Here is a 20905-nt window from a genome sequence, read left to right on the forward strand (position 1 = left end):
GGGGCTCACATCCGGAAGACGCCGAAGTTCGACGTCCCCTTGATCGGGCCATTTGCGATGGCGGACAGACACATTCCCAGCACGGTGCGGGTGTCGCGCGGGTCGATCACCCCGTCGTCGTAAAGCATCCCGGACAGGACCAGCGGCAGCGACTCGGCCTCGATCTGCCCCTCGACGGCGGCCCGCATCGCGGCGTCGGCGTCCTCGTCGACCTGCTGGCCGCGGGCTTCGGCGGCGGCGCGGGCGACGATCGATAAGACGCCCGCCAGCTGGGCGCCGCCCATCACCGCGGACTTGGCGCTGGGCCAGGCGAACAGGAACCGGGGGTCATAGGCCCGGCCGCACATGCCGTAGTGGCCGGCGCCGTAGGAGGCACCGATCAACAGCGAGATGTGCGGGACGGTCGAGTTGGAGACCGCGTTGATCATCATCGAGCCGTGCTTGATCATCCCGCCCTCTTCGTAGTCCCTGCCCACCATGTAGCCGGTGGTGTTGTGCAGGAACAACAGTGGGGTGTTGGAGCGGTTGGCCAGCTGGATGAACTGGGTCGCCTTCTGCGATTCCTCGCTGAACAGCACGCCGCGCGCGTTGGCCAGGATGCCCAGCGGGTAGCCGTGCAGGCGGGCCCACCCGGTCACCAGCGAAGACCCGTACATGGCCTTGAATTCGTCGAATTCGGAGCCGTCGACGATGCGGGCGATCACCTCGCGTGGGTCGAACGGGATGCGCAGATCCGCGGGCACGATGCCGATCAGCTCTTCGGCGTCGAACAACGGATCGATGACCGGCCCGGGCGCCGGGCCCTCTTTGCGCCAGTTCAGCCGGGCGACGATGCGGCGACCGATGCGGATGGCATCCAGCTCGTCGACCGCGAAGTAATCCGCCAAACCGGAAACGCGGGAATGCATTTCGGCCCCGCCCAGTGACTCGTCGTCCGACTCCTCACCGGTGGCCATCTTCACCAGCGGCGGGCCGGCGAGGAACACCTTCGAGCGCTCCTTGATCATCACCACGTGATCGGACATGCCGGGAATGTAGGCACCACCGGCGGTGGAGTTGCCGAAAACCAGGGCGATGGTGGGGATGCCTGCCGCCGACAGGCGGGTTAGGTCGCGAAACATCCGCCCGCCGGGGATGAAGATCTCCTTCTGGGTGGGCAGGTCCGCCCCGCCGGATTCCACCAGCGAGATGACGGGCAGCCGGTTTTCGAACGCGATCTGGTTGGCGCGCAGGATCTTTTTCAGGGTCCACGGGTTGCTGGTGCCGCCCTTGACGGTCGGATCGTTCGCGACGATCAGGCATTCCACCCCGCACACCACGCCGATCCCGGTGACCGTGCTGGCGCCGACGGTGAACGCGCTGCCGTAGGCCGCCAGCGGGCTGAGCTCCAGGAACGGGGAGTCGGGGTCCACGAGCAGCTCGATGCGTTCGCGGGCGGTCAGCTTGCCGCGGGCGTGGTGGCGCTCGACGTACTTCTGGCCGCCGCCCGCAAGCGCTTTGGCGAGTTCGGCGTCGATCTCCTCGAGCCGGGAGGCCGCCGTCGACGCCGCGTCGGAGTAGGCGGCGGATTGCGGGTCGAGCGTGGACTGCAGGACGGTCATGATTGATATCCAAGCGTTTTCGCGGCCAGTGCGGTCAGGATCTCGGTGGTTCCGCCGCCGATGCCCAGGATCCGCATGTCGCGGTATTGGCGTTCGACCTCGGATTCGGCCATGTAGCCCATGCCGCCGAACAGCTGCACGGCCTGGTTGGCCACCCATTCGCCGGCCTCGACGGCGGTGTTCTTGGCGAAGCACACCTCGGCGATCAGGTTGGTCTCGCCGGCGAGCTGGCGCTCGACCACGTTGCGGGAGTAGACGCGGGCGACGTCGATGCGCCGGGCCATCTCGGCGAGCGTGTTCTGCACCGACTGGCGCGAGATCAGCGGCCGGCCGAAGGTCTCGCGGTCGCGGCACCACTGCAGCGTCAGGTCAAGACACCGCTGGGCGCTCGAATACGCTTGTGCGGCAAGGCCGATGCGCTCGGCCACAAAGGCCTGCGCGATTTGCAGGAAGCCGCTGTTCTCGGGGCCGACCAGGTTGGCCGCCGGCACGTGCGCGTCGACGAGGGACAGTTCGGCGGTGTCGGAGGACCGCCATCCCATCTTGGCCAGCTTGCGGCTTACCTCGAAACCCGGAGTGCCCTTCTCGATCACCAGCAGGGAAACCCCCGCCGCCCCGGGGCCACCGGTGCGCACCGCGGTGACGACGTAGTCGGCGCGGACCCCGGAGGTGATGTAGGTCTTGGCGCCGTTGACCACGTAGTGATCCCCGTCCCGCACCGCCGAGGTTCGCAGGTGCCCGACGTCCGAACCGCCGCCGGGCTCGGTGATGGCCAGCGCGCCGATCTTGTCGCCGGTCAGCGTCGGCCGGACGAACTCCTCGATCAGCCGCTGATCGCCGGACGCGATCATGTGCGGCACCGCGATGCCGCAGGTGAACAGCGACGCGAAAACACCACCGGGAGCGCCGGTCTGGTGCACCTCCTCGCAGATGATCACCGCGTCCGCGCCGTCGCCCCCGCCCCCGCCAACCGCCTCGGGAAAGTTCGCGCCCAGCAGCCCGGCCGCCCCGGCGCGCCGGTGCAGCTCGCGCGGGAGCTCGCCGACGCGTTCCCACTCGTCGACGTGGGGAAGGATCTCCCGTTCGGTGAAGGAGCGCACCGTCTTTCGCAACTCTTCGCGCTCCGGCGTCGTCCAAAGATTCATAGGAGCCTTTCGGGGATGTCGACCTGGCGGCCGCGCAGCCATTCACCCAGCCCCTTGGCCTGGGGGTCGAACCGTGCCTGATAGGCGACGCCCTGGCCGAGGATGCCGTCGATGACGAAGTTGACCGCGCGCAGGTTCGACAGCACGTGCCGGGTGACGTCGAACTCCGCCGCTTCCGGCAGCAGCTCCCTGAGCAGGTCGACGGTCAGCGTGTTGGCCAGCCAGCGCCATTGTTCGTCGGTGCGAACCCAGACCCCCACGTTGGCCGAGCCGCCCTTGTCGCCGCTGCGCGCCCCGGCGATGCGGCCCAGCGGCACGCGGCGGGTGGGCCCGTCGGGCAACGGCTCCGGCAGCGGCGGGGGAGCGGCGGGCGCGAGCTCCAAAGTGTCCGCGGCGCAGGGGATCTCGACCCGGGTACCCTCGGCGTGCACCGCGACGTGCGGCACCTGGGTGGCGTCGACGTAGCCCGCGGTGAACACCCCGTAGACCTGGCCGTCACCCGGCGGGGCGGTCACGTGAAAGCCCGGGTAGCTGGCGAGCGCCAATTCCACCGCGGCCGAGGAGAATTGGCGCCCGACGTTCGCGGGATCGGGATCGCGGACCACGCAGTGCAGCAGCGCGCTGGCCGCTTCCTCGGTGTCGGCGTCGGTGTGGTCGGTGCGGGCGAGCGACCACTGCAGCTCCGCGGGCTTGACGGTGAGCGCGGCCTCGAGCTGCCGGCGCACCAAGTCGGCCTTGGCCTCGATGTCGAGACCGGTCAGCACGAACGTCATGGAATTGCGGAATCCGCCGATGCTGTTCAGCGACACCTTGTAGGTGGGCGGCGGCGCCTCCCCGCGCACGCCGCTGATGCGCACCCGGTCGGGGCCGTCCGCGGACAGCTCGACGGTGTCCATCCGGGCGGTGACGTCGGGGTTGGCGTAGCGGGCACCGCTGATCTCGTAGAGCAGCTGCGCCGTGACGGTGTCGACGCTGACGAGCCCGCCGGTGCCCGGGTGCTTGGTGATCACCGAGGAGCCGTCGGCGTGCACCTCGGCCAGTGGGAAGCCGGCGTGGCCCAGGTCGGCAATTTCGGTGAAGAAGGAGTAGTTGCCGCCGGTGGCCTGCACCCCGCACTCGATGACGTGGCCGGCCACCACCGCCCCGGCCAGCCGGTCGTAGTCGGTGCGCTCCCAACCGAAGTGCGCGGCGGCCGCCCCGACGATCACCGACGCGTCGGTGACCCGGCCGGTGACGACGACGTCGGCGCCGTGGTCCAGGCACTCGACGATGCCCCAGGCGCCCAGGTAGGCGTTGGCGGTCAGTGGGGTGCCCAGCCCGAGTTCGGCGGCGCGGCCCAGCAGGTCGTCGCCCTCCACGTGGGCGATGCTGGCCCGGATGCCGAGGCGCTCGGCCAGGGCGCGGAGCGCGTCGGCCAGGCCGGCCGGGTTTAGGCCGCCGGCGTTGGCGACGATGCGAACACCCCGGTCGCGGGCCTCGCCCAGGCAGTCCTCGAGCTGGGTGACGAAGGTCTTGGCGTAGCCGCGTTCGGGATGCTTCATCCGGTCGCGGCCCAGGATCAGCATGGTCAGTTCGGCCAGGTAGTCGCCTGTCAGGTAGTCCACGTCGCCGCCGGTGAGCATCTCGCGCATCGCCGAGAGCCGATCGCCGTAGAAGCCGGAGCAGTTCGCGATCCGGACCGCGCCACGACCAGGGGCAGAGGCCACGGCGTCCTCCCATCTGCGATTCACCGGTGAGCGCAAACCAACCAACCAACCGGTAGGTTAGCGGGTCGCGCCGGCGCCCCGTCAAGGACGCCCCCGCCGCTTGCCGCGCCGAGATTGCCGCCATGGTCGTGGTCCGCGCCCGGATCACAGCCGCCACGGCAATCTCGACGCCCGCGGGCGCCATTTTGGTGCGCGGCAGGCCACCGACTATCCTGGTAGCAATCGTCGCACGTTCGGCCGCACCGGCCACGCCGCGCGACAAGCCCCCGAGACGAGGAGTTGGGCCCGACCATGGCCGTACCCAAGCGCAGGATGTCGCGCGCGAACACCCGTAGCCGTCGCGCGCAGTGGAAGGCCACCAAGACCGAGCTCGTCGGTGTGACGGTCGCGGGCCAGAAGCACAAGGTGCCCCGCCGGCTGCTCAAGGCCGCCCGCCTCGGCCTGATCGACCTCGATCGCCGTTAGTTAATCTCGGCAAATACGCGGCGCGCCTCTCAGCCCGCTCTCAGGCGTCGGGACGACACTAGGCCCGTGCGGATACTGGTCGTCGACGACGACCGCGCAGTGCGTGAATCGCTGCGCCGGTCGCTTTCCTTCAATGGCTACTCGGTCGAGTTGGCCCACGACGGGGTGGAGGCGCTGGAGCTGATCGCCAGCGACCGGCCCGACGCGCTCGTGCTCGACGTGATGATGCCGCGGCTCGACGGCCTCGAGGTGTGCCGTCAGCTCCGCAGCACCGGCGACGACCTGCCGATCCTGGTGCTCACCGCCCGCGATTCGGTCTCCGAGCGGGTCGCGGGCCTGGACGCCGGCGCGGACGACTACCTGCCCAAGCCGTTCGCGCTCGAGGAGCTGCTGGCGCGGATGCGGGCCCTGCTGCGCCGCACCAAGCCCGACGACGAGGACGCCGATTCGGTGGCCATGACGTTCTCCGATCTCACGCTGGACCCGGTGACCCGGGAGGTCACCCGCGGGCAACGGCAGATCAGCCTGACCCGCACCGAATTCGCCCTGCTGGAGATGCTGATCGCCAATCCGCGCCGCGTGCTGACCCGCAGCCGGATTCTGGAGGAGGTGTGGGGATTCGACTTCCCCACCTCCGGCAACGCGCTGGAGGTCTACGTCGGCTATCTGCGCCGCAAGACCGAGGCCGACGGAGAACCACGACTCATCCACACGGTGCGTGGCGTGGGCTACGTCCTCCGGGAGACGCCGCCGTGACCAGCCACCCTCGCCGATGATCCGGTACCAACGGCCCCAACGCGTACCGCTGCGCGCCACCAGCTCGTTGTCCCTGCGGTGGCGCGTGATGCTGCTGGCGATGTCGATGGTGGCGATGGTCGTCGTGCTGATGGCGTTCGCCGTGTACGCGGTGATCTCGGCCGCGTTGTACAACGACATCGACAATCAGCTGCAAAGCCGGGCGCAGCTGCTGATCGCCAGCGGTTCGCTGGCCGCCGACCCCGGGAAGGCCATCGAGGGCACCGCCTATTCCGATGTCAACGCGATGCTGGTCAATCCCGGCCACTCGATCTATACGGCGCAGCAGCCGGGCCAGACGCTGCCCGTCGGCGCGCCGGAGAAAGCGGTGATCCGCGGTGACCTGTTCATGTCGCGGCGCACGGCGGCCGATCAACGGGTCCTGGCCATCCACCTGCCCAACGGCTGCTCGCTGTTGATCTCCAAGAGCCTCAAACCGACCGAGGCGGTGATGACCAAGCTGCGCTGGGTGCTGCTGATCGTCGGCGGCGTCGGCGTCGCGGTCGCGGCGGTGGCCGGCGGCATGGTCACCCGGGCGGGGCTCCGCCCGGTGGCCCGCCTCACCGAAGCGGCCGAACGGGTGGCGCGCACCGACGACCTGCGGCCCATTCCGGTGTTCGGTAGCGACGAATTGGCCCGGCTCACCGAGGCTTTCAACTTGATGCTGCGCGCGCTGGCCGAGTCGCGCGAGCGGCAGGCGCGGCTGGTCACCGACGCCGGGCATGAATTGCGCACCCCGCTGACGTCGTTGCGCACCAACGTCGAGCTGCTGATGGCGTCGATGGAACCCGGGGCGCCGCGGCTGCCCGAGCAGGAGATGGTCGGCCTGCGCGCCGACGTGCTGGCGCAGATCGAGGAGCTCTCCACGCTGGTGGGCGATTTGGTGGACCTCACCCGAGACGACGCCGGCCAGGTGGTGCACGAACCCGTCGACATGTCCGAGGTCGTCGAACGCAGCCTCGAGCGAGTCCGGCGGCGGCGCAACGACATTCACTTCGACGTCGACGTGACGCCCTGGCAGACGTTCGGCGACGCCGCCGGGCTGTCGCGCGCGGTGCTGAACCTGCTGGACAACGCGGCCAAGTGGAGCCCGCCGGGCGGCCTCGTCGGCGTCAGGATGCGGCAACTCGACCCGTCGCACGCGGAGCTGGTGGTGTCCGACCAGGGCCCCGGCATTCCGCCGCACGAACGCCGCCTGGTGTTCGAGCGGTTCTACCGTTCGACGACCGCCCGCGCGATGCCCGGTTCGGGGCTCGGGCTGGCGATCGTCAAGAAGGTCGTGCTCAACCACGGCGGATTGCTTCGGGTCGAGGACACCTTGCCGGGCGGTCAGCCACCGGGGACCTCGTTCTACGTGCTGCTGCCCGGGCGGCCGATGCCGCCGCCGGCGTATCCGGCACCCGCCGACAAGGAATCGGGCACCGACCCCACCGTTCCCGTGGCGACCGGGGAGTCGAACTCTCGGGAACCGGCGAACGTTATCTCAGTGGACTCTCAGTCCGCGCGGGCAACCTAGGTCTGCGGCTAGGGTTGAAGGGCCCAGTCGAGCCGCCGAGCCGAATACATAGAGGAAGAGCGACGTAGCGACATGACGAATGACCCGAGGTATTCGCCACCGCCGCAGCAGCCGGGATATCGTCCTGCGCCGAATCAGCCTGCGCCCAACCCGAGTCACCCGGGGGCCTCTGCTTATGGCCAGGGGCAACCGTACGGCCAGCCGTTCGACTGGCGGCAGCAATCGCAGCCGACCGGCCAGTTCCGGCAGCCCTACGACCCGTTCGGCGGCACCGGCCCAGGCCGCATCCCCGGTGGCACCGGGGTAGGCCCGATTCCCGGGGCCACGGGGACGGGCCCGATTCCCGGCATGCTGCCGCCGATGCCCCCGGGCCCCCAAAAACGGCCCCGCGCAGGGCTGTTGGCTGTGGGCGCCTTGGCCATCGCGGTGGTGTCGGCCGGCAGCGGCGGCGCCGCGGCGACGGCCGTCGAGCTGGGCACGCATTCGAACAACGGCAGCGGGCACATCATCACCGGCGGCGGCGCGCCCAGCGTCCCGGCGGCGAACATGCCGCCGGGCAGCGTCGAACAGGTCGCCGCCAAGGTGGTGCCCAGCGTCGTCATGCTGGAGACCGACCTGGGCCGGCAGTCCGAGGAGGGCTCCGGCATCATCCTTTCGGCCGATGGGCTGATCCTCACCAACAACCACGTGGTCGCCGCGGCCGCCGGGACGCCCAAGCCGCCCGCTCCGCCCGGTGCGCCCCCCGGCGCTCCGCCCGGAGGTCCCGGTGGCGGACCGGGCGGTCCCGCCCCGAAGACCACGGTGACCTTCGCCGACGGTCGCACCGCGCCGTTCACGGTCGTCGGCGCCGACCCCACCAGCGACATCGCCGTCATCCGCGTGCAGGGCGTCTCCGGCCTGACCCCGATTTCCCTGGGCTCGTCGTCGGATCTGCGCGTCGGCCAACCAGTGGTGGCCATCGGGTCGCCGCTGGGCCTGTCGGGAACCGTCACCACCGGGATCGTCAGCGCGCTGAACCGGCCCGTGTCCACCACCGGTGAGTCGGGCAACCAGAACACCGTGCTGGACGCGATCCAGACCGACGCCGCCATCAACCCGGGTAACTCCGGCGGCGCGCTGGTCAACATGCAGGGTCAACTGGTCGGCGTCAATTCGGCGATCGCCACCCTGGGTGGGGACTCGCCGGACGCCCAGAGCGGTTCGATCGGCCTCGGTTTTGCGATCCCCGTCGACCAGGCAAAGCGCATCGCCGACGAGCTGATCAGCAGCGGCAAGGCGTCCCACGCCTCGCTGGGCGTGCAGGTGACCAACGACAAGGGTTCGCCGGGCGCCAAGGTCGTCGACGTCGTGCCGGGCGGGGCGGCCGCGACCGCCGGGGTGCCCAAGAACGTCACCGTCACCAAGGTCGATGACCGCCCGATCAGCAGTGCCGACGCGTTGGTCGCCGCCGTGCGGTCCAAGGCGCCCGGCGACAAGATATCGCTGACCTTCCAGGATCCCGCTGGTGGCAGCCGTACCGTGCCGGTAACCCTGGGGAAGGCGGATCAGTAATGCGAGTCGAAGAACCCTCCGCAGCGGGATTGTCGGAGCTCGGTTATACGGTGGCACCCATGGAAACGGGCGCGGAGTTGGTCGTTGGCCGGGCCCTGGTCGTGGTGGTCGACGATCGCACGGCCCACGGGGACGAGGACCACAGCGGGCCGTTGGTCACCGAGCTGCTGACCGAGGCGGGTTTCGTCGTCGACGGTGTGGTTGCGGTCGCTGCGGACGAGGTCGAGATCCGCAACGCGCTCAACACCGCGGTGATCGGCGGGGTGGACCTGGTGGTCTCCGTCGGCGGGACGGGTGTCACGCCGCGCGACGTCACCCCTGAGGCCACCCGCGAGATCCTGGATCGCGAAATCCTCGGCATCGCCGAAGCCATCCGGGCGTCGGGACTGTCCGCGGGCATCACCGACGCCGGGCTGTCACGCGGCCTGGCCGGGGTCTCCGGCAGCACGTTGGTGGTGAACCTGGCGGGTTCCCGCTATGCGGTGCGCGACGGCATGGCGACGCTGAACCCGCTGGCCGCCCAGATCATCGGGCAGCTGTCGAGCCTGGAAATCTAACCCGTCCTACGCCTCGGCGTCCGCGCGCGGGCCGTGCTCCGGGGGCGGCGTCGTGGCCGCCGAGCCGCCGTGCCTGCCCGATGAATCCCCGTTGGTCTGCGCGAGCAGGTCGCGGATCTCGGTCAGCAGGACCACCTGCGCGTCGTCGGCCTGCTCGACCTCACCGCGCTTGCGCAACGTGTTGTAGGGCAGCACGACGAAGAAATACACGACCGCGGCGATGAGGATGAAGTTGATCGCGGCGGACAGCAGGATGTTCAGGTCGATCGTCTGACCGCCGCCGATGCCGATCTTGAGGGCGCCGACATTGGATTGCTGATTGACGCCGATCCGGTTGATCAGCGGCGTGATGATGCTGTCGGTGAACTTGGTGACCAGCGCGGTGAACGCGGTACCGATGACCACCGCGACGGCCAGGTCGACGATGTTCCCCCGCGACAGAAACTCCTTGAACCCTTTGAACATTGAAGATGTCCTTCCTGGGATTGGACAGAGTTTGCTGTCGGCTGCTTGGCCAACCGCGGCGGGGCGCTCAGTGCAGGGTGAGGGTCACCGCCTGGCCCAGCGCCGAGCCCGCCACCGTGTTCGCCACGCGGGCCGGCAGCGCCACCAACACTACGCGGTCACCGTCCGCGCCCTGGAGCTTTGGCTTGGCCGACACGAGCACCACGACGGCGTCGGTGGCCACCACCTTGGGGGTGGCCTGGGCGGTCTCCGTCGATGCCGCCGGCGCGGCCAGCACGTCGACGACGTCGCCGACGCGGACCAGGTCGATCAGGGCGCTGTCGGCCAGCCGCAGCGGCACGATGCGGGCACCGGGCCCGGCGGTCACTTCCGCGAGCCGGCTGCCCAGCAACCGGACGTCGGTGAGGACCTCGCCGCGCCTGGCCGGGCCGGCCAGCGTCGAACCGGTCACGGTCCGCACATCGACCAACGAACCATCGGGAATGGTTGTGGCCAAACGCTTTTCGAGGCGAACGTCGTCCGGGGTCAGCGCGGCGCCGGGCCGCAGGTCGTGATCGGCGACCACCACGTCGGCGTAATCACCGGCCGGGTTGGAGCGCAGCGCCGCCAGGCCGGCCAGCACCACGAGCCCGCCCGCGGCGACCCGCCGCGCCATGACGGTCCGAGTCCAGTCCGGACGCAGCGTCCAGAGGCGGCCGAACAGGCTTGGGTTCAGCGACGATTCGCGCACGCGGCAACGGTAAGCGCAGCCCGTTCAGGGGCGGATGCCGCCGACGACGGCGATTGTGGATAACCCGTCAGGCCGACGCGGCCGCGGTGGACGCCGTGGAGCTGGCGCCCGACTTGTCGCTCGAGCCGCTCGACCCGGTCGACTTCTCGCTCGACGACGAGCCCGAACCCGAGTCGCTCGACGAGGACCCGTTGCTCGAGCCCGTCTTCTTGCCGGACTCCCGGCTGTCGGTGCGGTAGAAGCCGCTGCCCTTGAATACCACCCCGACGGAGTTGAACAGCTTGCGCAGCCGGCCGGAGCAGCGCTCGCACGTGGTCAGCGCGTCGTCGGTGAAGGCCTGCACGATGTCGAAGCGATCGTCGCACTCGGTGCACTGATAGCTGTAAGTCGGCACGAAAACCTCCGGATGATTGCAAAGTCTGTTAGCACTCTAGCGTCTCAAGTGCTAGAACCGCCACGTGATGTCACTCATTCCCGAACTGTTACCCGAGGGCGATCAAGCCCCGCCGCGGCGTGAGGGCGTGGGTCATCGCAATGTCGTGCGGCTCGGCCGGTAACTCGTCCACCAATTCCGCGTCGCGCACCACAGCGACCAGCCGCGTCCGGGGGTCCCGACCGCCGAGCGATCGGTCGTAGAAGCCGCCGCCCCGGCCCAACCGCACCCCGGAGCGGTCGACGGCCAGCGCCGGCACGAGGATCAGGCTCGCCTCGGCGATCGCTGACGCGGGCAGCCACGGCTCCGGCGGCTCGAGCAATCCCCAACGCGCCGACGTCAGGGTGCCGGGCCGGTATTCGCCCCAGCGCAGGGGCAGCGGCGCGTTGTCGGCGGCGGTGCGCGCAACCGGAAGCAGCACCCGTGCGCACCGCCGCAGCAACGCCTCGACCATGTCGATCGAGCCCGGTTCGGCGCCCACCGGCACGAAGGCGCACACGGTGTCGCCGCTGCTCACGACGCCTTCCAAGGCTTCCAGTCGCGCACTGAGCATTCGCGCCTCCGCGGCCCGAACGTCCTCGGCAACGCGGCGCCGGGCCGCCTGCAGCTGCTCGCGCAACGCGGCCTTGCCGGTGGTCGCCATGGGACAACCATTGCAGCCCCGTCTTTGCCCGCGCCACATCGACTCGGCAAACGGCGTTCGGGTTATCGTGTGAACAATGTCAAGCCCAAACGTGGTGGTCCCACACACGGCGATCGTGCCCGCTGCCGGTCTTGGTACCCGCTTCCTGCCCGCGACGAAAACGGTGCCCAAGGAGCTGTTGCCGGTCGTCGACACGCCCGGCATCGAGCTCGTCGCCGCCGAGGCGGCCGAGGCGGGCGCCGACCGGCTGGTGATCATCACCTCCGAGGGCAAGGACGGCGTCGTCGCCCACTTCGTCGAGGACCTGGTGCTCGAGGGCACGCTGGAGGCCCGCGGCAAGAAGGCGATGCTCGACAAGGTGCGCCGGGCGCCGCAGCTGATCAAGGTCGAGTCCGTGGTGCAGGCCGAGCCGCTCGGCCTGGGGCACGCCATCAGTTGCGTGGAGCCCACGCTGACGTCCGACGACGACGCCGTGATGGTCCTGCTGCCCGACGACCTGGTGCTGCCGACCGGCGTCCTGGAGACGATGTCAAAGGTGCGCGCGGACTACGGCGGCTCGGTGCTGTGCGCCATCGAGGTGGCGCCCGAAGAGATCAGCGCCTACGGCGTTTTCGATGTCGAGCCGGTGCCCGGTGCCGACCCCGACGTACTGAAGGTCAACGGCATGGTCGAGAAGCCCAAGCGCGAGGACGCCCCGTCGTTGTTCGCCGCGGCGGGCCGCTACGTGCTCGACCGGGCCATCTTCGACGCGCTGCGCCGCGTCGAGCATGGGGTGGGCGGCGAAGTGCAGCTCACCGACGCGATCGCGTTGCTGATTTCCGAGGGCCACCCGGTGCATGTCGTCGTGCATCGCGGATCTCGACACGACTTGGGAAATCCCGGCGGCTACCTCAAGGCTGCGGTTGACTTTGCATTGGATCGTGACGACTACGGCCCGGATTTGCGGCGATGGTTGGTGGCGCGGTTGGGCCTGGCCGAGAAGTAGCCGGCCGATACCCGGCCAAGCGGGCGCCCGTAGACGGCAGAGAGGCGCGCTGTGCGTTCTGTTGAGGAGCAGCAGGCCCGGATAACGGCCGCCGCGGTGGCTCCGCGGCCCATCAAGGTGGCCATCGCCGAGGCGCAGGGCCTGATGTGCGCCGAGGAGGTCGTCACCGAGCGCCCGATGCCCGGCTTCGATCAGGCCGCCATCGACGGGTACGCGGTGCGCAGCGTCGACGTGCTCGGTGTCGGGGAAGTGGGTGCCGAGAGCCTCGGCGAGCCGCCCGGCACGGAAATCGACGAAGACCGGCGTGAGGGCCTGGTGCTGCCGGTGATGGGCACCATCGAGGCCGGGGCGCGCACGCCCAGCCGGCTGCAGCCCCGCCAGGCCGCCCGCGTGCACACGGGCGCCCCGCTGCCCATGCTGGCCGACGCCGTGATCCCGTTGCGCTGGACCGACGGCGGCAGCACCCGGGTGCGGATCCTGCGGGGGGCGCCGTCGGGGGCGTACGTGCGCCGCACCGGCGACGACGTGCAGCCGGGCGACGTCGCGGTGCGCGCGGGCACGGTCATCGGGGCCGCCCAGGTCGGCCTGCTGGCGGCGGTCGGCCGTGAACGGGTGCTGGTTCATCCGCGGCCGCGGGTGGCGGTGCTGGCCGTCGGTGGCGAACTGGTCGACATATCGCGCACCCCGGGCAACGGCCAGGTCTACGACGTCAACTCCTACGCCTTGGCGGCCGCGGCCCGGGATGCCGGCGCGGAGGTCAACCGCATCGGCATCGTCGGCAACGACGCCCGCGAATTCCGCGAGACCGTCGAGGGCCAGATCAACCGCGCCGAGGTTCTGGTGATCGCCGGCGGGGTCGGGGGGGCGGCGGCCGAGGCGGTGCGGTCGGTGCTGTCCGAGCTCGGGGAGATGGAAGTCGTTCGCGTCGCCATGCACCCGGGGTCCGTGCAGGGGTTCGGGCAGCTCGGTCGCGAAGGCGTCCCGACGTTCCTGCTGCCCGCGAACCCGGTCAGCGCCCTGGTGGTCTTCGAGGTGATGGTGCGGCCGCTGATCCGCCTGTCGCTGGGCAAGCGCCAGCCGATGCGCCGAATCATCCAGGCTCGCACGCTCTCACCGATCACCTCGGTCGCCGGGCGGAAGGGCTACCTGCGCGGCCAGCTGATGCGCGACCAGGAGACCGGCGAGTACCTGGTGCAGGCGCTGGGCGGGGCCCCCGGCGCGTCCTCGCACCTGCTGGCCACCCTCGCCGAGGCGAACTGCCTGGTGGTGGTGCCCAGCGGCGCCGAACAGATACGCACCGGCGAGATCGTCGACGTCGCCTTCCTGGCTCAGCGCGGTTAAGTGCAACGACTCCGCACGCTCGTGAACCTGTTGCGCACCAACGCCCGTCATCCGGGCTGGCCACTCGAGGTGGGGCCGCTGCGCGTTCCGGCCGGCGTCGTCCGGTTGCGCGGCGTGCGGATGCGCGACGGCGCCCAGTGGAGCCGCATCCGGTTGGCCGACCGCGCGCACCTCGAGCCGTGGGAACCCAGTGCCGAGACCGATTGGACGAGCCGGCACACGGTCGCGGCGTGGCCTGCGCTGTGTTCCGGTCTGCGCGCCGAAGCCCGCGCGGGCCGCATGCTGCCCTACGTCATCGAACTCGACGGGCAGTTCTGCGGCCAGCTGACCATCGGCAACGTCACCCACGGGGCGCTGCGGTCGGCCTGGATCGGTTACTGGGTGCCGCGGTCGGCGACCGGCGGCGGGGTGGCCACGGCCGCGCTGGCCCTGGGCCTGGACCACTGCTTCGGCCCGGTGATGCTGCACCGCGTCGAGGCCACCGTGCGGCCCGAGAACGCCGCCAGCCGGGCCGTGCTGGCGAAGGTGGGCTTCCGCCAAGAGGGGTTGTTGCAGCGCTACCTCGAGGTGGACAAGGCCTGGCGGGACCACCTGTTGATGGCCATCACCGCCGAAGAGGTGTCCGGATCGGTGGCATCGACCCTGGTTCGGGGCGGGCACGCCAGCTGGGCATGACCGCGCCGCCCTGGCAAGCGGGGCCTATCTGTGGCTATCGCGACACGAGTGACTCGTGGTGCTTGTGAGAGCCAAATTACAGGTGTGTAATTGTGCTGGTCACTAAGACCCGGCCGCGCTGGCCAAGCCTCGCGGGGATCGGAACCGAAGAGAGCAGGTCGTCATGCCAAGCATCCCGCAGTCACTGTTGTGGATCTCGCTCGTTGTGCTTTGGCTGTTCGTCTTGGTGCCGATGCTCGTCAGCAAACGAGACGCCGTGCGGCGCACCAGCGACGTGGCCCTGGCGACCCGGGTCCTCAACGGGGGTGCGAATTCCCGCCTGCTCAAGCGCAATGGCCCGGCCGCCGGTCATCGCAGCGATCCGGACTGGAAGCCGGCGGAAGGGTCGGCCGAAAGCGACGTCGACCTCGCCGAGGGCGAGGACGAGGACGAAGAGCACGACACCGAGGAGCTGCAGGCCGCGCGTCCCGTCGTCATGAAGCTCGCGACGCCCGAGCGCGCCGAGCCCGACTACCTCGACGTCGACGTGGTCGAGGATTCGCAGGCGCTGGCGGCGGGCGTCGCCGCCGCGGTCGAGGAGGAACCCGAAGCCGACGAGGACGACGAGGATTCCGACACCGACGTGGTCGCCCAGCACGGCGACGAAGACGACGAGGGCTACGAGTACGTCGAGGACTCCTCGGGTTTGGAGCCGGACGCCGAAGCCGACGACGAGGAGATGCCGGCGCCGATCCCGCGGAACGCCTCGCGCCGGCGCCGGTTCGACGCGAAGACCGCCGCCGCGGTGAGCGCCCGCAAGTACAAGTTTCGCAAGCGCGTGCTGATGGTCATGGCCGTCGTCCTGGTCGGCACGGCCACGGCCGCGTTCAAGATCTCGCCGACGGCGTGGTGGGCGTGCGGCGCCGCCACCGCCGTGACGCTGCTCTACCTGGCGTACCTGCGCCGCCAGACCCGCATCGAGGAGAAGGTGCGTCGCCGCCGCATGCAGCGGATGGCGCGGGCCCGCATGGGTGTGGAGAACGCCTACGACCGGGATTACGACGTGGTCCCGTCGCGGCTGCGCCGCCCGGGCGCGGTGGTGCTGGAGATCGACGACGAGGACCCGATCTTCGAGCACCTGGACTACGCGATGCCGATGCGCAACTACGGCTGGCCCCGCGACTTGCCGCGCGCCGTCGGCGAGTAGCGCCGGGGTGTTCGGCGGTTCGCGCCGCGGCTGGTAGCCTGCTAGCGATCAGGGGCTATGGCGCAGTTGGTAGCGCGACTCGTTCGCATCGAGTAGGTCAGGGGTTCGAATCCCCTTAGCTCCACACAGTTTGAGCAGGTCAGAGCCTCTGCGTTACTGCACGGCCGGCGGCGGCCGACGGATTCGGCGCGGCCGAGGTGACTGGCAGGCGCGACATCGCCTACCTACACTCGCCGGTGTCCGCGATACCCTCCCGGCCGACAACCACGTTCTGGCGTCGACAACCGCACTTTCAAAGACGCTCCGTCGCAGGCGATGTCACGCGAGCAAGCCGACTTCGCGCACCTACCGTTGCCGGAGTGAGGAGAAGCTTCTACCAATGAGTCTTCATCCGGTCGGTCAGCTTTACGAATTCACGCCGGAGGTGCAGCCGACGTTTTCGCGACGAAATCCACTTGTCTTTGTGGGCGCGTTGGATGAGGCCGAGTTCATCGATATGCGCCTGTCCCCGCAGCGTTCCCGCGTCGGCGTTCTGTGCGCCATTCAATGGTGCCGTGACTTCGCGGGCTCCAATGTGGCCCTTGTCGTGCTGAACGGCGTAGGAAGCGTCAGCTGGTCCAACGACGACCAGTGGCGTCAGCGGCCCTGGCACGCGCAGTACGGCGATTGGGGGCCGAAGCGATCCGCCGGCGCGCCGTTTCCGGCATGGAGCGCCGGCAATGACGATTCGTGGGCGGTCGATGCGTCTTCGCCACCAGAGCCAGCCGGCGCGGCACCGGGCTACCTGCTGCAATTCGGTCGGTTGTCCGTATCGGGTCAAGCCGCTCGAATTTATATCGGACATATCGAGGGATTGGGCGAGGCTCCGCCGGACATGGGGGAGCTTTCCGACGCCGAAATCATCGCGGGATTCCCGCAGTGGTCATCGGTGATGGAAGTCCGCGAGTATTACACGTACCCCTGATTACGCGTTGGAATCGCTGAATTCTCTTACCCGATCGCGGGTCAGCTCCGAGTCGGCGGCGCGCCCCCCACGGGACAGCCGGCGCCTTCGGCCTACCCGCTCGTCAATGCGGGCCACACGGCGACGCTCGGCGGCCCACCATAGCGCTCCGGCGACCGTCCCGAGGACGGCGACCAACACCGTCATCGCCAACCATTCGTAATGTCCGTAAGCCGCGACTGCTGCGGTGCTGATCATCCCGGCCACCCCGACGGCCAGCAGGCCGAGCCCTGGCCACAACAGGTTGTCCTTCATCGTCATGCCGGCGTGCGGTTGCGTGGTCCGGAAATGATCGGTCGGATCGTGATGCCTGTCTCCCATCATCCTCTCCCTCGGTCGTCGGACGAGATTGCGGCATGGTGCTACTCATAGACACGATCGGCTTCCGGGCGCGGTTCGGCGGGCCTGGTGGGCGGCAATCCAGCGGAACGAGGGGGAGGGGCTGAAAGGGGGAAACCTCGCGTAACAACCCTCTTCTTGAGCGGCACGGTCCGGTCTCGGGTTGTTCCTATGGGACTCGGTTCAGCCCCTCCTGCGTCGAGTGTGCCCCGCCCAGTGGCCACCGGCTATAGACGGCGGCCCTGCACGTTCACTTCCCGTCGGGATTCTTCGCTTGACGGCTGACGCCGTTACGGATGTGCGACGAGATACGTTTCGTTGTCCAGGCCGGCGGTGAGTTCCTCGACGTCGAAGGGCCGGTCGAGCCGGGCGTGCAACGCCTTCGGATCGAGCAGCAGGCTGATTTCGACCGTCTGGCGGGCGAACATCCTGCCGACGAGCGGGTAGATGCGGCGCATGATCACCCGCTCCGGCGCGGTGCATCGCGATGCGCAGTAGCCGACGTGGCCGATCTCGTCGGTGAGGATCTCGCTGTACAGCAGTTCGATTCGCTCGGCGACCTCGGGTTCGTCGGCGAACAGCTCGATGCCGACGCGGCGCAATTCGTCGAACATGACGCAGCCGGCCATCTCGCCGGCGCCGACGAACGCGAAGCTCAGCCGTTCGGGAAGGAACACACCGGTTTTGACGAACTGCCGCATGACGAATGGCGGAGGGACGACTTGGAACGTCAGGTCGAAGATGTCGAGCGCGTAAGCGAGCAGGCGGGTGTGGTAGTGCTCTTCCAGTTCAAGGTAGACGTTTTCGGGCGGCAGATTTTGATCGCTGTTGCGCCCGTAGGTTTCGCCGAGCCCCACGCCGAACCGCTCCGCCTGATTCAGCTTGGCGGTCGCCAACAGGAAGAGCATCTTCCTGTCCAGCCCTGCCTCCGGCCGGCGGCGGCGCAAGTTGCGAAGGAATGTCTGTTGGTCGATCGGGTGGGCCGACCGGACGGGGTTGTCCACCAGTTTGCCGAAGAACTCCTCGCGATTGGCCAGCCGCCTGTTGAGCAGGTCCGCCTTGCCGTCACGGCGAGCCAGAAATTCCCGGTAACCCTCGATGCCCGTGGTGTTCATCGCTTCTCCATTCCCTTGACAACCGTTGTCACATAACGACTTAACAGCTCGGCACTGTGTGCACCGGTGGCCAGCAGGGCGAAGAGACCGGTGAGAAAGAAGGTCCCGAGCTCGGCGGCGTCGACGTCCGAGGAGACCTGTCCCTCCCTCTGTGCCCGCTCGATCACGCTCACCACGAACCCCGCGAGGGGGTGCTGCGCCAGCTCGTCTTCGGCCGGACGCGCGGACGAGAAATGCAGACCCAGCATGTCGCGGAAAACCGCTGCGCCCAAACGGCGTTCGGCGTCGAGCACCCGCGACACGACCCGTGACAGGACCGATACGAGATCGCCCTTGGCTTCGCCGAGTTCGTCGATGATCCGGATTTCCTCGTTGCGCTCCAGCTCGGCGAGAACGTGCTCCTTGGTCGGGAAGTGGAAATAGAACGTTCCCCGCACCACGCCCGCCGCGGCGGCGATCGCGCTCACATCGGCGGCGGCCAGCCCCCGCTGCGCGATCTCGACCAGCGCGGCGTCGAACAGGCGCGCCCGGGTTTCGAGTCGCCGGGCCTCCCGCACGCCGGACGGCGCCTGCAGTGACGGCATGGGGGCACCCTACGCCGATTCGCTGACGACCGTCAATGACGGCCGTCAGCCAGTCGGCTCCGACGCGGTAAATCCGGGGGCCAGGAACCGCCGCAGCACCTCATGCTCGACGCGGCTGTCGGCCAGCGGCCAGTAGGCCAATGACAGCACCACCCGCACGATCCACTGGGCCGCCTGCGGGTCGTCGGTGATTCCGGTGAGCTCGGCCGCGAGCCGGGCGAGCACCGGCGAGGAATGCAGCTCGCTCAGATCGGGGGAACTGCCCGGACTGAGCATCAGTCGTCGCAACGGGTCCGACCTGATGTGATCGAGCGCGACGGTAACGGCGGTGATGACACGCTCGGGACCGCTTAGCCCGTCCACGGCGCGGCGAACCGTGTCGATGATCCCGGCCGACAGGCGGATCAGCACCGCGTCCCTGATCTGGGCTTTGCCGCCCGCGTAGCGGTAAATCGTGGCCCTCGAGCAGTGCACCCGCCCCGCAAGCGTGTCGATGTCGAAGGCGTCCAAGCCCTCGCGCAGGATCAGTTCCGTCGCGGCGGCGTAGATTCGATCGGCCGCCGCCGCCCGGCGGTCCCCACCCACGACCCAGTCGTCGCGAACCACGAACTTCACCCCCTTGAGTCGTACGACTCTCATCATCTCAACGTTGAGACGAAAAGCCAGCCATGTTTCAGTATCGGCCCAGGTGGGCCAACCCGCGGTGAGACGGGCCCACCGCGACGCGGTCCGCGCGCATCGCTACTTCCTCGGGACCGGTTGACGGGCCGGGTCTTCGCAGCTCAGCGTGGGGGAATGACATCGAAAGACGGCGCCCTCGGCCTGGCACTGTTCGATGAGGAGTTCGTCCAGGACCCCTATCCGCTCTACACGCGGATGCACCGGGCCGCGCATGTCCATCGCATCGGCGATTCGAGTTTCTACGCCGTGAGCAGTTGGGAAGGCGTCAACGAGGCCGTCGCCCGCTGCGAAGACTTCTCGTCGAACCTGACCGCGACCATGATGTATCAGCCCGGAGGCGGCGTCGCGGCCTTCCCGATGGGAGAACTCGGCGGCCCCACCCAGGCGCTGGCGACCGCCGACGAGCCGGCGCATTCCGTGCACCGGAAGGCCCTGCTGCCACAGCTCGCGGCCAAGCGCATCCGCGCGTTCGAACCGTTCATCGCCGAAACCGCCGTTCGTCTCTGGAGCGTCCACGCGCGGGACGGACGCATCGAATGGATGAGCGCGATGGCGAACAGGCTGCCCATGATGATCGTCGGCAGGATCATCGGCGTCCCCGACGCCGACGTCGACAAGCTGATCCAGTGGGGCTACGCCGCGACCCAAGTGGTCGAAGGGCTGGTCACCCAGGATCAGATGGATGCGGCCGGCGTCGCGGTGATGGAACTTGGCGGCTACATCACCGAACAGTTCCAGCAGGCCACCAGCAACCGGCAGGACAATCTGCTCGGCGATCTCGCCGCCGCTTGCGCCGCCGGTGACCTGGAGGACTTAACGGCGCTCGCGATGATGATCACCCTGTTCAGCGCGGGTGGCGAGTCCACCGCATCCCTGATCGGTTCTGCCGCTTGGATTTTGGCGACGCGGCCGGACATCCAACGCCAGGTGCGCGACCAACCGGAACTGCTCGGGCCTTTCCTGGAGGAGGTGCTGCGCTACGAACCGCCCTTCCGGGGTCACTACCGGCACGTCGTGCACGACACCGAGCTGTGCGGCGCCGCATTGCCCGCCGGTTCGCGCCTGATTTTGTTGTGGGGCGCCGCCAATCGGGATCCGTCCCACTTCGACGATCCCGGGGAGTTTCGGCTGAACCGGCCCGCGGGCAAGGGGCATATCACCTTCGGCAAGGGCATCCACTTCTGTGTCGGGGCGGCGCTCGCGCGGCTGGAGGCCAAAATCGTGCTGGGCGAGCTCCTCGAACGGACCGCAGACATCGCGGCGGCAGACGTCGGAAAGTGGCTCCCGAGTCTGTTGGTGCGGCGCCTCGAACGCCTCGAGCTCGCCTACGGGTAGGCCGGCGATTGCCCGCCGCATGACGCGGGTACTGATCCCTTCGGACGGGCCACG

The 20905-nt window shown here is 69.1% G+C and carries 22 protein-coding genes and 1 tRNA gene; 12 read left to right on the forward strand and 11 right to left on the reverse strand.

Annotated features, from left to right (window positions below; all coding sequences use genetic code 11):
- Window positions 1–5 precede the first annotated feature (5 nt).
- From A5730_RS20205 to A5730_RS20215, 3 genes are read right to left on the reverse strand one after another with little or no spacing between them, the layout of a single operon-like run.
- Window positions 6–1601 (reverse strand): acyl-CoA carboxylase subunit beta, encoded by a 1596-nt coding sequence (locus A5730_RS20205; RefSeq protein WP_067904291.1) that lies wholly within the window; start codon window positions 1599–1601, stop codon window positions 6–8.
- Window positions 1598–2746 carry an acyl-CoA dehydrogenase family protein gene (locus A5730_RS20210; RefSeq protein WP_067904294.1) on the reverse strand — a complete coding sequence of 383 codons (1149 nt, stop codon included), beginning with the start codon at window positions 2744–2746 and terminating at the stop codon, window positions 1598–1600. The genes A5730_RS20205 and A5730_RS20210 overlap by 4 nt, the downstream gene beginning before the upstream one ends.
- On the reverse strand, window positions 2743–4452 hold the full coding sequence (locus A5730_RS20215; protein ID WP_067904297.1) for an acyclic terpene utilization AtuA family protein: 1710 nt from the start codon (window positions 4450–4452) through the stop codon (window positions 2743–2745). The genes A5730_RS20210 and A5730_RS20215 overlap by 4 nt, the downstream gene beginning before the upstream one ends.
- Before the next feature lie 291 nt (window positions 4453–4743).
- On the opposite strand from A5730_RS20215, the gene rpmF reads away from it, so the two are divergent.
- The 5 genes from rpmF to A5730_RS20240 all read left to right on the forward strand — a co-directional run bounded on the left by rpmF (window position 4744) and on the right by A5730_RS20240 (window position 9336).
- On the forward strand, window positions 4744–4917 hold the full coding sequence (gene rpmF, locus A5730_RS20220) for a 50S ribosomal protein L32 (RefSeq protein ID WP_007168835.1): 174 nt from the start codon (window positions 4744–4746) through the stop codon (window positions 4915–4917).
- 66 nt (window positions 4918–4983) lie between these two features.
- Window positions 4984–5673, forward strand: a complete 690-nt coding sequence (mprA, locus tag A5730_RS20225) for a two-component system response regulator MprA (RefSeq protein WP_067904300.1) — start codon at window positions 4984–4986, stop codon at window positions 5671–5673.
- A 16-nt stretch (window positions 5674–5689) separates the two neighbouring features.
- Window positions 5690–7228, forward strand: coding sequence for a HAMP domain-containing sensor histidine kinase (locus A5730_RS20230; protein ID WP_067904303.1), 1539 nt, complete (start codon window positions 5690–5692; stop codon window positions 7226–7228).
- 72 nt (window positions 7229–7300) lie between these two features.
- Entirely contained in the window at window positions 7301–8779 is a 1479-nt protein-coding gene (locus tag A5730_RS20235) for a S1C family serine protease (protein WP_067904305.1), read from the forward strand.
- Window positions 8779–9336 (forward strand): molybdenum cofactor biosynthesis protein B, encoded by a 558-nt coding sequence (locus A5730_RS20240; protein ID WP_055402749.1) that lies wholly within the window; start codon window positions 8779–8781, stop codon window positions 9334–9336. Before A5730_RS20235 ends, A5730_RS20240 begins: the two co-directional genes overlap by 1 nt.
- Window positions 9337–9342: 6 nt before the next feature.
- Here the strand turns inward: A5730_RS20240 and mscL are convergent, their stop codons facing one another.
- The 4 genes from mscL to A5730_RS20260 form a co-directional block, all read right to left on the reverse strand.
- Window positions 9343–9801 (reverse strand): large-conductance mechanosensitive channel protein MscL, encoded by a 459-nt coding sequence (mscL, locus tag A5730_RS20245; RefSeq protein WP_067904308.1) that lies wholly within the window; start codon window positions 9799–9801, stop codon window positions 9343–9345.
- A 67-nt stretch (window positions 9802–9868) separates the two neighbouring features.
- On the reverse strand, window positions 9869–10531 hold the full coding sequence (locus tag A5730_RS20250) for an SAF domain-containing protein (protein WP_067904311.1): 663 nt from the start codon (window positions 10529–10531) through the stop codon (window positions 9869–9871).
- A 67-nt stretch (window positions 10532–10598) separates the two neighbouring features.
- Complete coding sequence (locus tag A5730_RS20255; protein WP_067904314.1) at window positions 10599–10925, reverse strand: FmdB family zinc ribbon protein; 327 nt, start codon at window positions 10923–10925, stop codon at window positions 10599–10601.
- An 88-nt stretch (window positions 10926–11013) separates the two neighbouring features.
- Window positions 11014–11607 carry a 5-formyltetrahydrofolate cyclo-ligase gene (locus A5730_RS20260; RefSeq protein ID WP_067904317.1) on the reverse strand — a complete coding sequence of 198 codons (594 nt, stop codon included), beginning with the start codon at window positions 11605–11607 and terminating at the stop codon, window positions 11014–11016.
- Window positions 11608–11683: 76 nt separating this feature from the next.
- On the opposite strand from A5730_RS20260, the gene A5730_RS20265 reads away from it, so the two are divergent.
- From A5730_RS20265 to A5730_RS20290, 6 genes are all read left to right on the forward strand, one after another.
- Window positions 11684–12592, forward strand: a complete 909-nt coding sequence (locus A5730_RS20265; RefSeq protein WP_067904320.1) for a UTP--glucose-1-phosphate uridylyltransferase — start codon at window positions 11684–11686, stop codon at window positions 12590–12592.
- Between the two features lie 51 nt (window positions 12593–12643).
- On the forward strand, window positions 12644–13933 hold the full coding sequence (glp, locus tag A5730_RS20270) for a gephyrin-like molybdotransferase Glp (protein WP_067904323.1): 1290 nt from the start codon (window positions 12644–12646) through the stop codon (window positions 13931–13933).
- A 21-nt stretch (window positions 13934–13954) separates the two neighbouring features.
- On the forward strand, window positions 13955–14608 hold the full coding sequence (locus A5730_RS20275; protein ID WP_067904527.1) for a GNAT family N-acetyltransferase: 654 nt from the start codon (window positions 13955–13957) through the stop codon (window positions 14606–14608).
- 163 nt (window positions 14609–14771) lie between these two features.
- A complete protein-coding gene (glpR, locus tag A5730_RS20280) occupies window positions 14772–15794 on the forward strand; it encodes a gephyrin-like molybdotransferase receptor GlpR (RefSeq protein ID WP_067904326.1) in 1023 nt (340 codons plus the stop codon).
- Window positions 15795–15845: 51 nt separating this feature from the next.
- A tRNA-Ala gene (locus A5730_RS20285) sits at window positions 15846–15918 on the forward strand.
- A 255-nt stretch (window positions 15919–16173) separates the two neighbouring features.
- Window positions 16174–16758 carry a hypothetical protein gene (locus A5730_RS20290; protein WP_067904329.1) on the forward strand — a complete coding sequence of 195 codons (585 nt, stop codon included), beginning with the start codon at window positions 16174–16176 and terminating at the stop codon, window positions 16756–16758.
- Here A5730_RS20290 and usfY read toward each other — a convergent pair whose 3' ends face one another.
- From usfY to A5730_RS20310, 4 genes are all read right to left on the reverse strand, one after another.
- A complete protein-coding gene (gene usfY, locus A5730_RS20295) occupies window positions 16759–17118 on the reverse strand; it encodes a protein UsfY (RefSeq protein ID WP_231994726.1) in 360 nt (119 codons plus the stop codon).
- Window positions 17119–17426: 308 nt separating this feature from the next.
- Entirely contained in the window at window positions 17427–18251 is an 825-nt protein-coding gene (locus tag A5730_RS20300) for a hypothetical protein (RefSeq protein ID WP_067904332.1), read from the reverse strand.
- Window positions 18248–18835 carry a TetR/AcrR family transcriptional regulator gene (locus A5730_RS20305; protein ID WP_067904334.1) on the reverse strand — a complete coding sequence of 196 codons (588 nt, stop codon included), beginning with the start codon at window positions 18833–18835 and terminating at the stop codon, window positions 18248–18250. The genes A5730_RS20300 and A5730_RS20305 overlap by 4 nt, the downstream gene beginning before the upstream one ends.
- A 45-nt stretch (window positions 18836–18880) precedes the next feature.
- Window positions 18881–19474 (reverse strand): TetR family transcriptional regulator, encoded by a 594-nt coding sequence (locus A5730_RS20310; RefSeq protein ID WP_082946925.1) that lies wholly within the window; start codon window positions 19472–19474, stop codon window positions 18881–18883.
- Between the two features lie 156 nt (window positions 19475–19630).
- On the opposite strand from A5730_RS20310, the gene A5730_RS20315 reads away from it, so the two are divergent.
- Window positions 19631–20851 carry a cytochrome P450 gene (locus A5730_RS20315; RefSeq protein WP_067904337.1) on the forward strand — a complete coding sequence of 407 codons (1221 nt, stop codon included), beginning with the start codon at window positions 19631–19633 and terminating at the stop codon, window positions 20849–20851.
- Window positions 20852–20905 lie beyond the last annotated feature (54 nt).

The sequence above is a fragment of the Mycobacterium sp. ACS4054 genome (genome assembly GCF_001667275.1).
Classification (GTDB): Bacteria; Actinomycetota; Actinomycetes; order Mycobacteriales; family Mycobacteriaceae; genus Mycobacterium.

Bases quoted from the DNA above. Each gene is read 5' to 3' on its own strand.
- A5730_RS20205 (WP_067904291.1), bottom strand. From the start codon at position 1,601: ATGACCGTCCTGCAGTCCACGCTCGACCCGCAATCCGCCGCCTACTCC.
- usfY (WP_231994726.1), bottom strand. From the start codon at position 17,118: ATGGGAGACAGGCATCACGATCCGACCGATCATTTCCGGACCACGCAA.
- A5730_RS20305 (WP_067904334.1), bottom strand. From the start codon at position 18,835: ATGCCGTCACTGCAGGCGCCGTCCGGCGTGCGGGAGGCCCGGCGACTC.
- glpR (WP_067904326.1), top strand. From the start codon at position 14,772: ATGCCAAGCATCCCGCAGTCACTGTTGTGGATCTCGCTCGTTGTGCTT.
- A5730_RS20290 (WP_067904329.1), top strand. From the start codon at position 16,174: ATGAGTCTTCATCCGGTCGGTCAGCTTTACGAATTCACGCCGGAGGTG.
- A5730_RS20315 (WP_067904337.1), top strand. From the start codon at position 19,631: ATGACATCGAAAGACGGCGCCCTCGGCCTGGCACTGTTCGATGAGGAG.
- A5730_RS20300 (WP_067904332.1), bottom strand. From the start codon at position 18,251: ATGAACACCACGGGCATCGAGGGTTACCGGGAATTTCTGGCTCGCCGT.
- A5730_RS20230 (WP_067904303.1), top strand. From the start codon at position 5,690: ATGATCCGGTACCAACGGCCCCAACGCGTACCGCTGCGCGCCACCAGC.
- rpmF (WP_007168835.1), top strand. From the start codon at position 4,744: ATGGCCGTACCCAAGCGCAGGATGTCGCGCGCGAACACCCGTAGCCGT.
- A5730_RS20260 (WP_067904317.1), bottom strand. From the start codon at position 11,607: ATGGCGACCACCGGCAAGGCCGCGTTGCGCGAGCAGCTGCAGGCGGCC.
- A5730_RS20310 (WP_082946925.1), bottom strand. From the start codon at position 19,474: ATGAGAGTCGTACGACTCAAGGGGGTGAAGTTCGTGGTTCGCGACGAC.
- A5730_RS20210 (WP_067904294.1), bottom strand. From the start codon at position 2,746: ATGAATCTTTGGACGACGCCGGAGCGCGAAGAGTTGCGAAAGACGGTG.
- A5730_RS20265 (WP_067904320.1), top strand. From the start codon at position 11,684: ATGTCAAGCCCAAACGTGGTGGTCCCACACACGGCGATCGTGCCCGCT.
- mscL (WP_067904308.1), bottom strand. From the start codon at position 9,801: ATGTTCAAAGGGTTCAAGGAGTTTCTGTCGCGGGGGAACATCGTCGAC.
- A5730_RS20240 (WP_055402749.1), top strand. From the start codon at position 8,779: ATGCGAGTCGAAGAACCCTCCGCAGCGGGATTGTCGGAGCTCGGTTAT.
- A5730_RS20235 (WP_067904305.1), top strand. From the start codon at position 7,301: ATGACGAATGACCCGAGGTATTCGCCACCGCCGCAGCAGCCGGGATAT.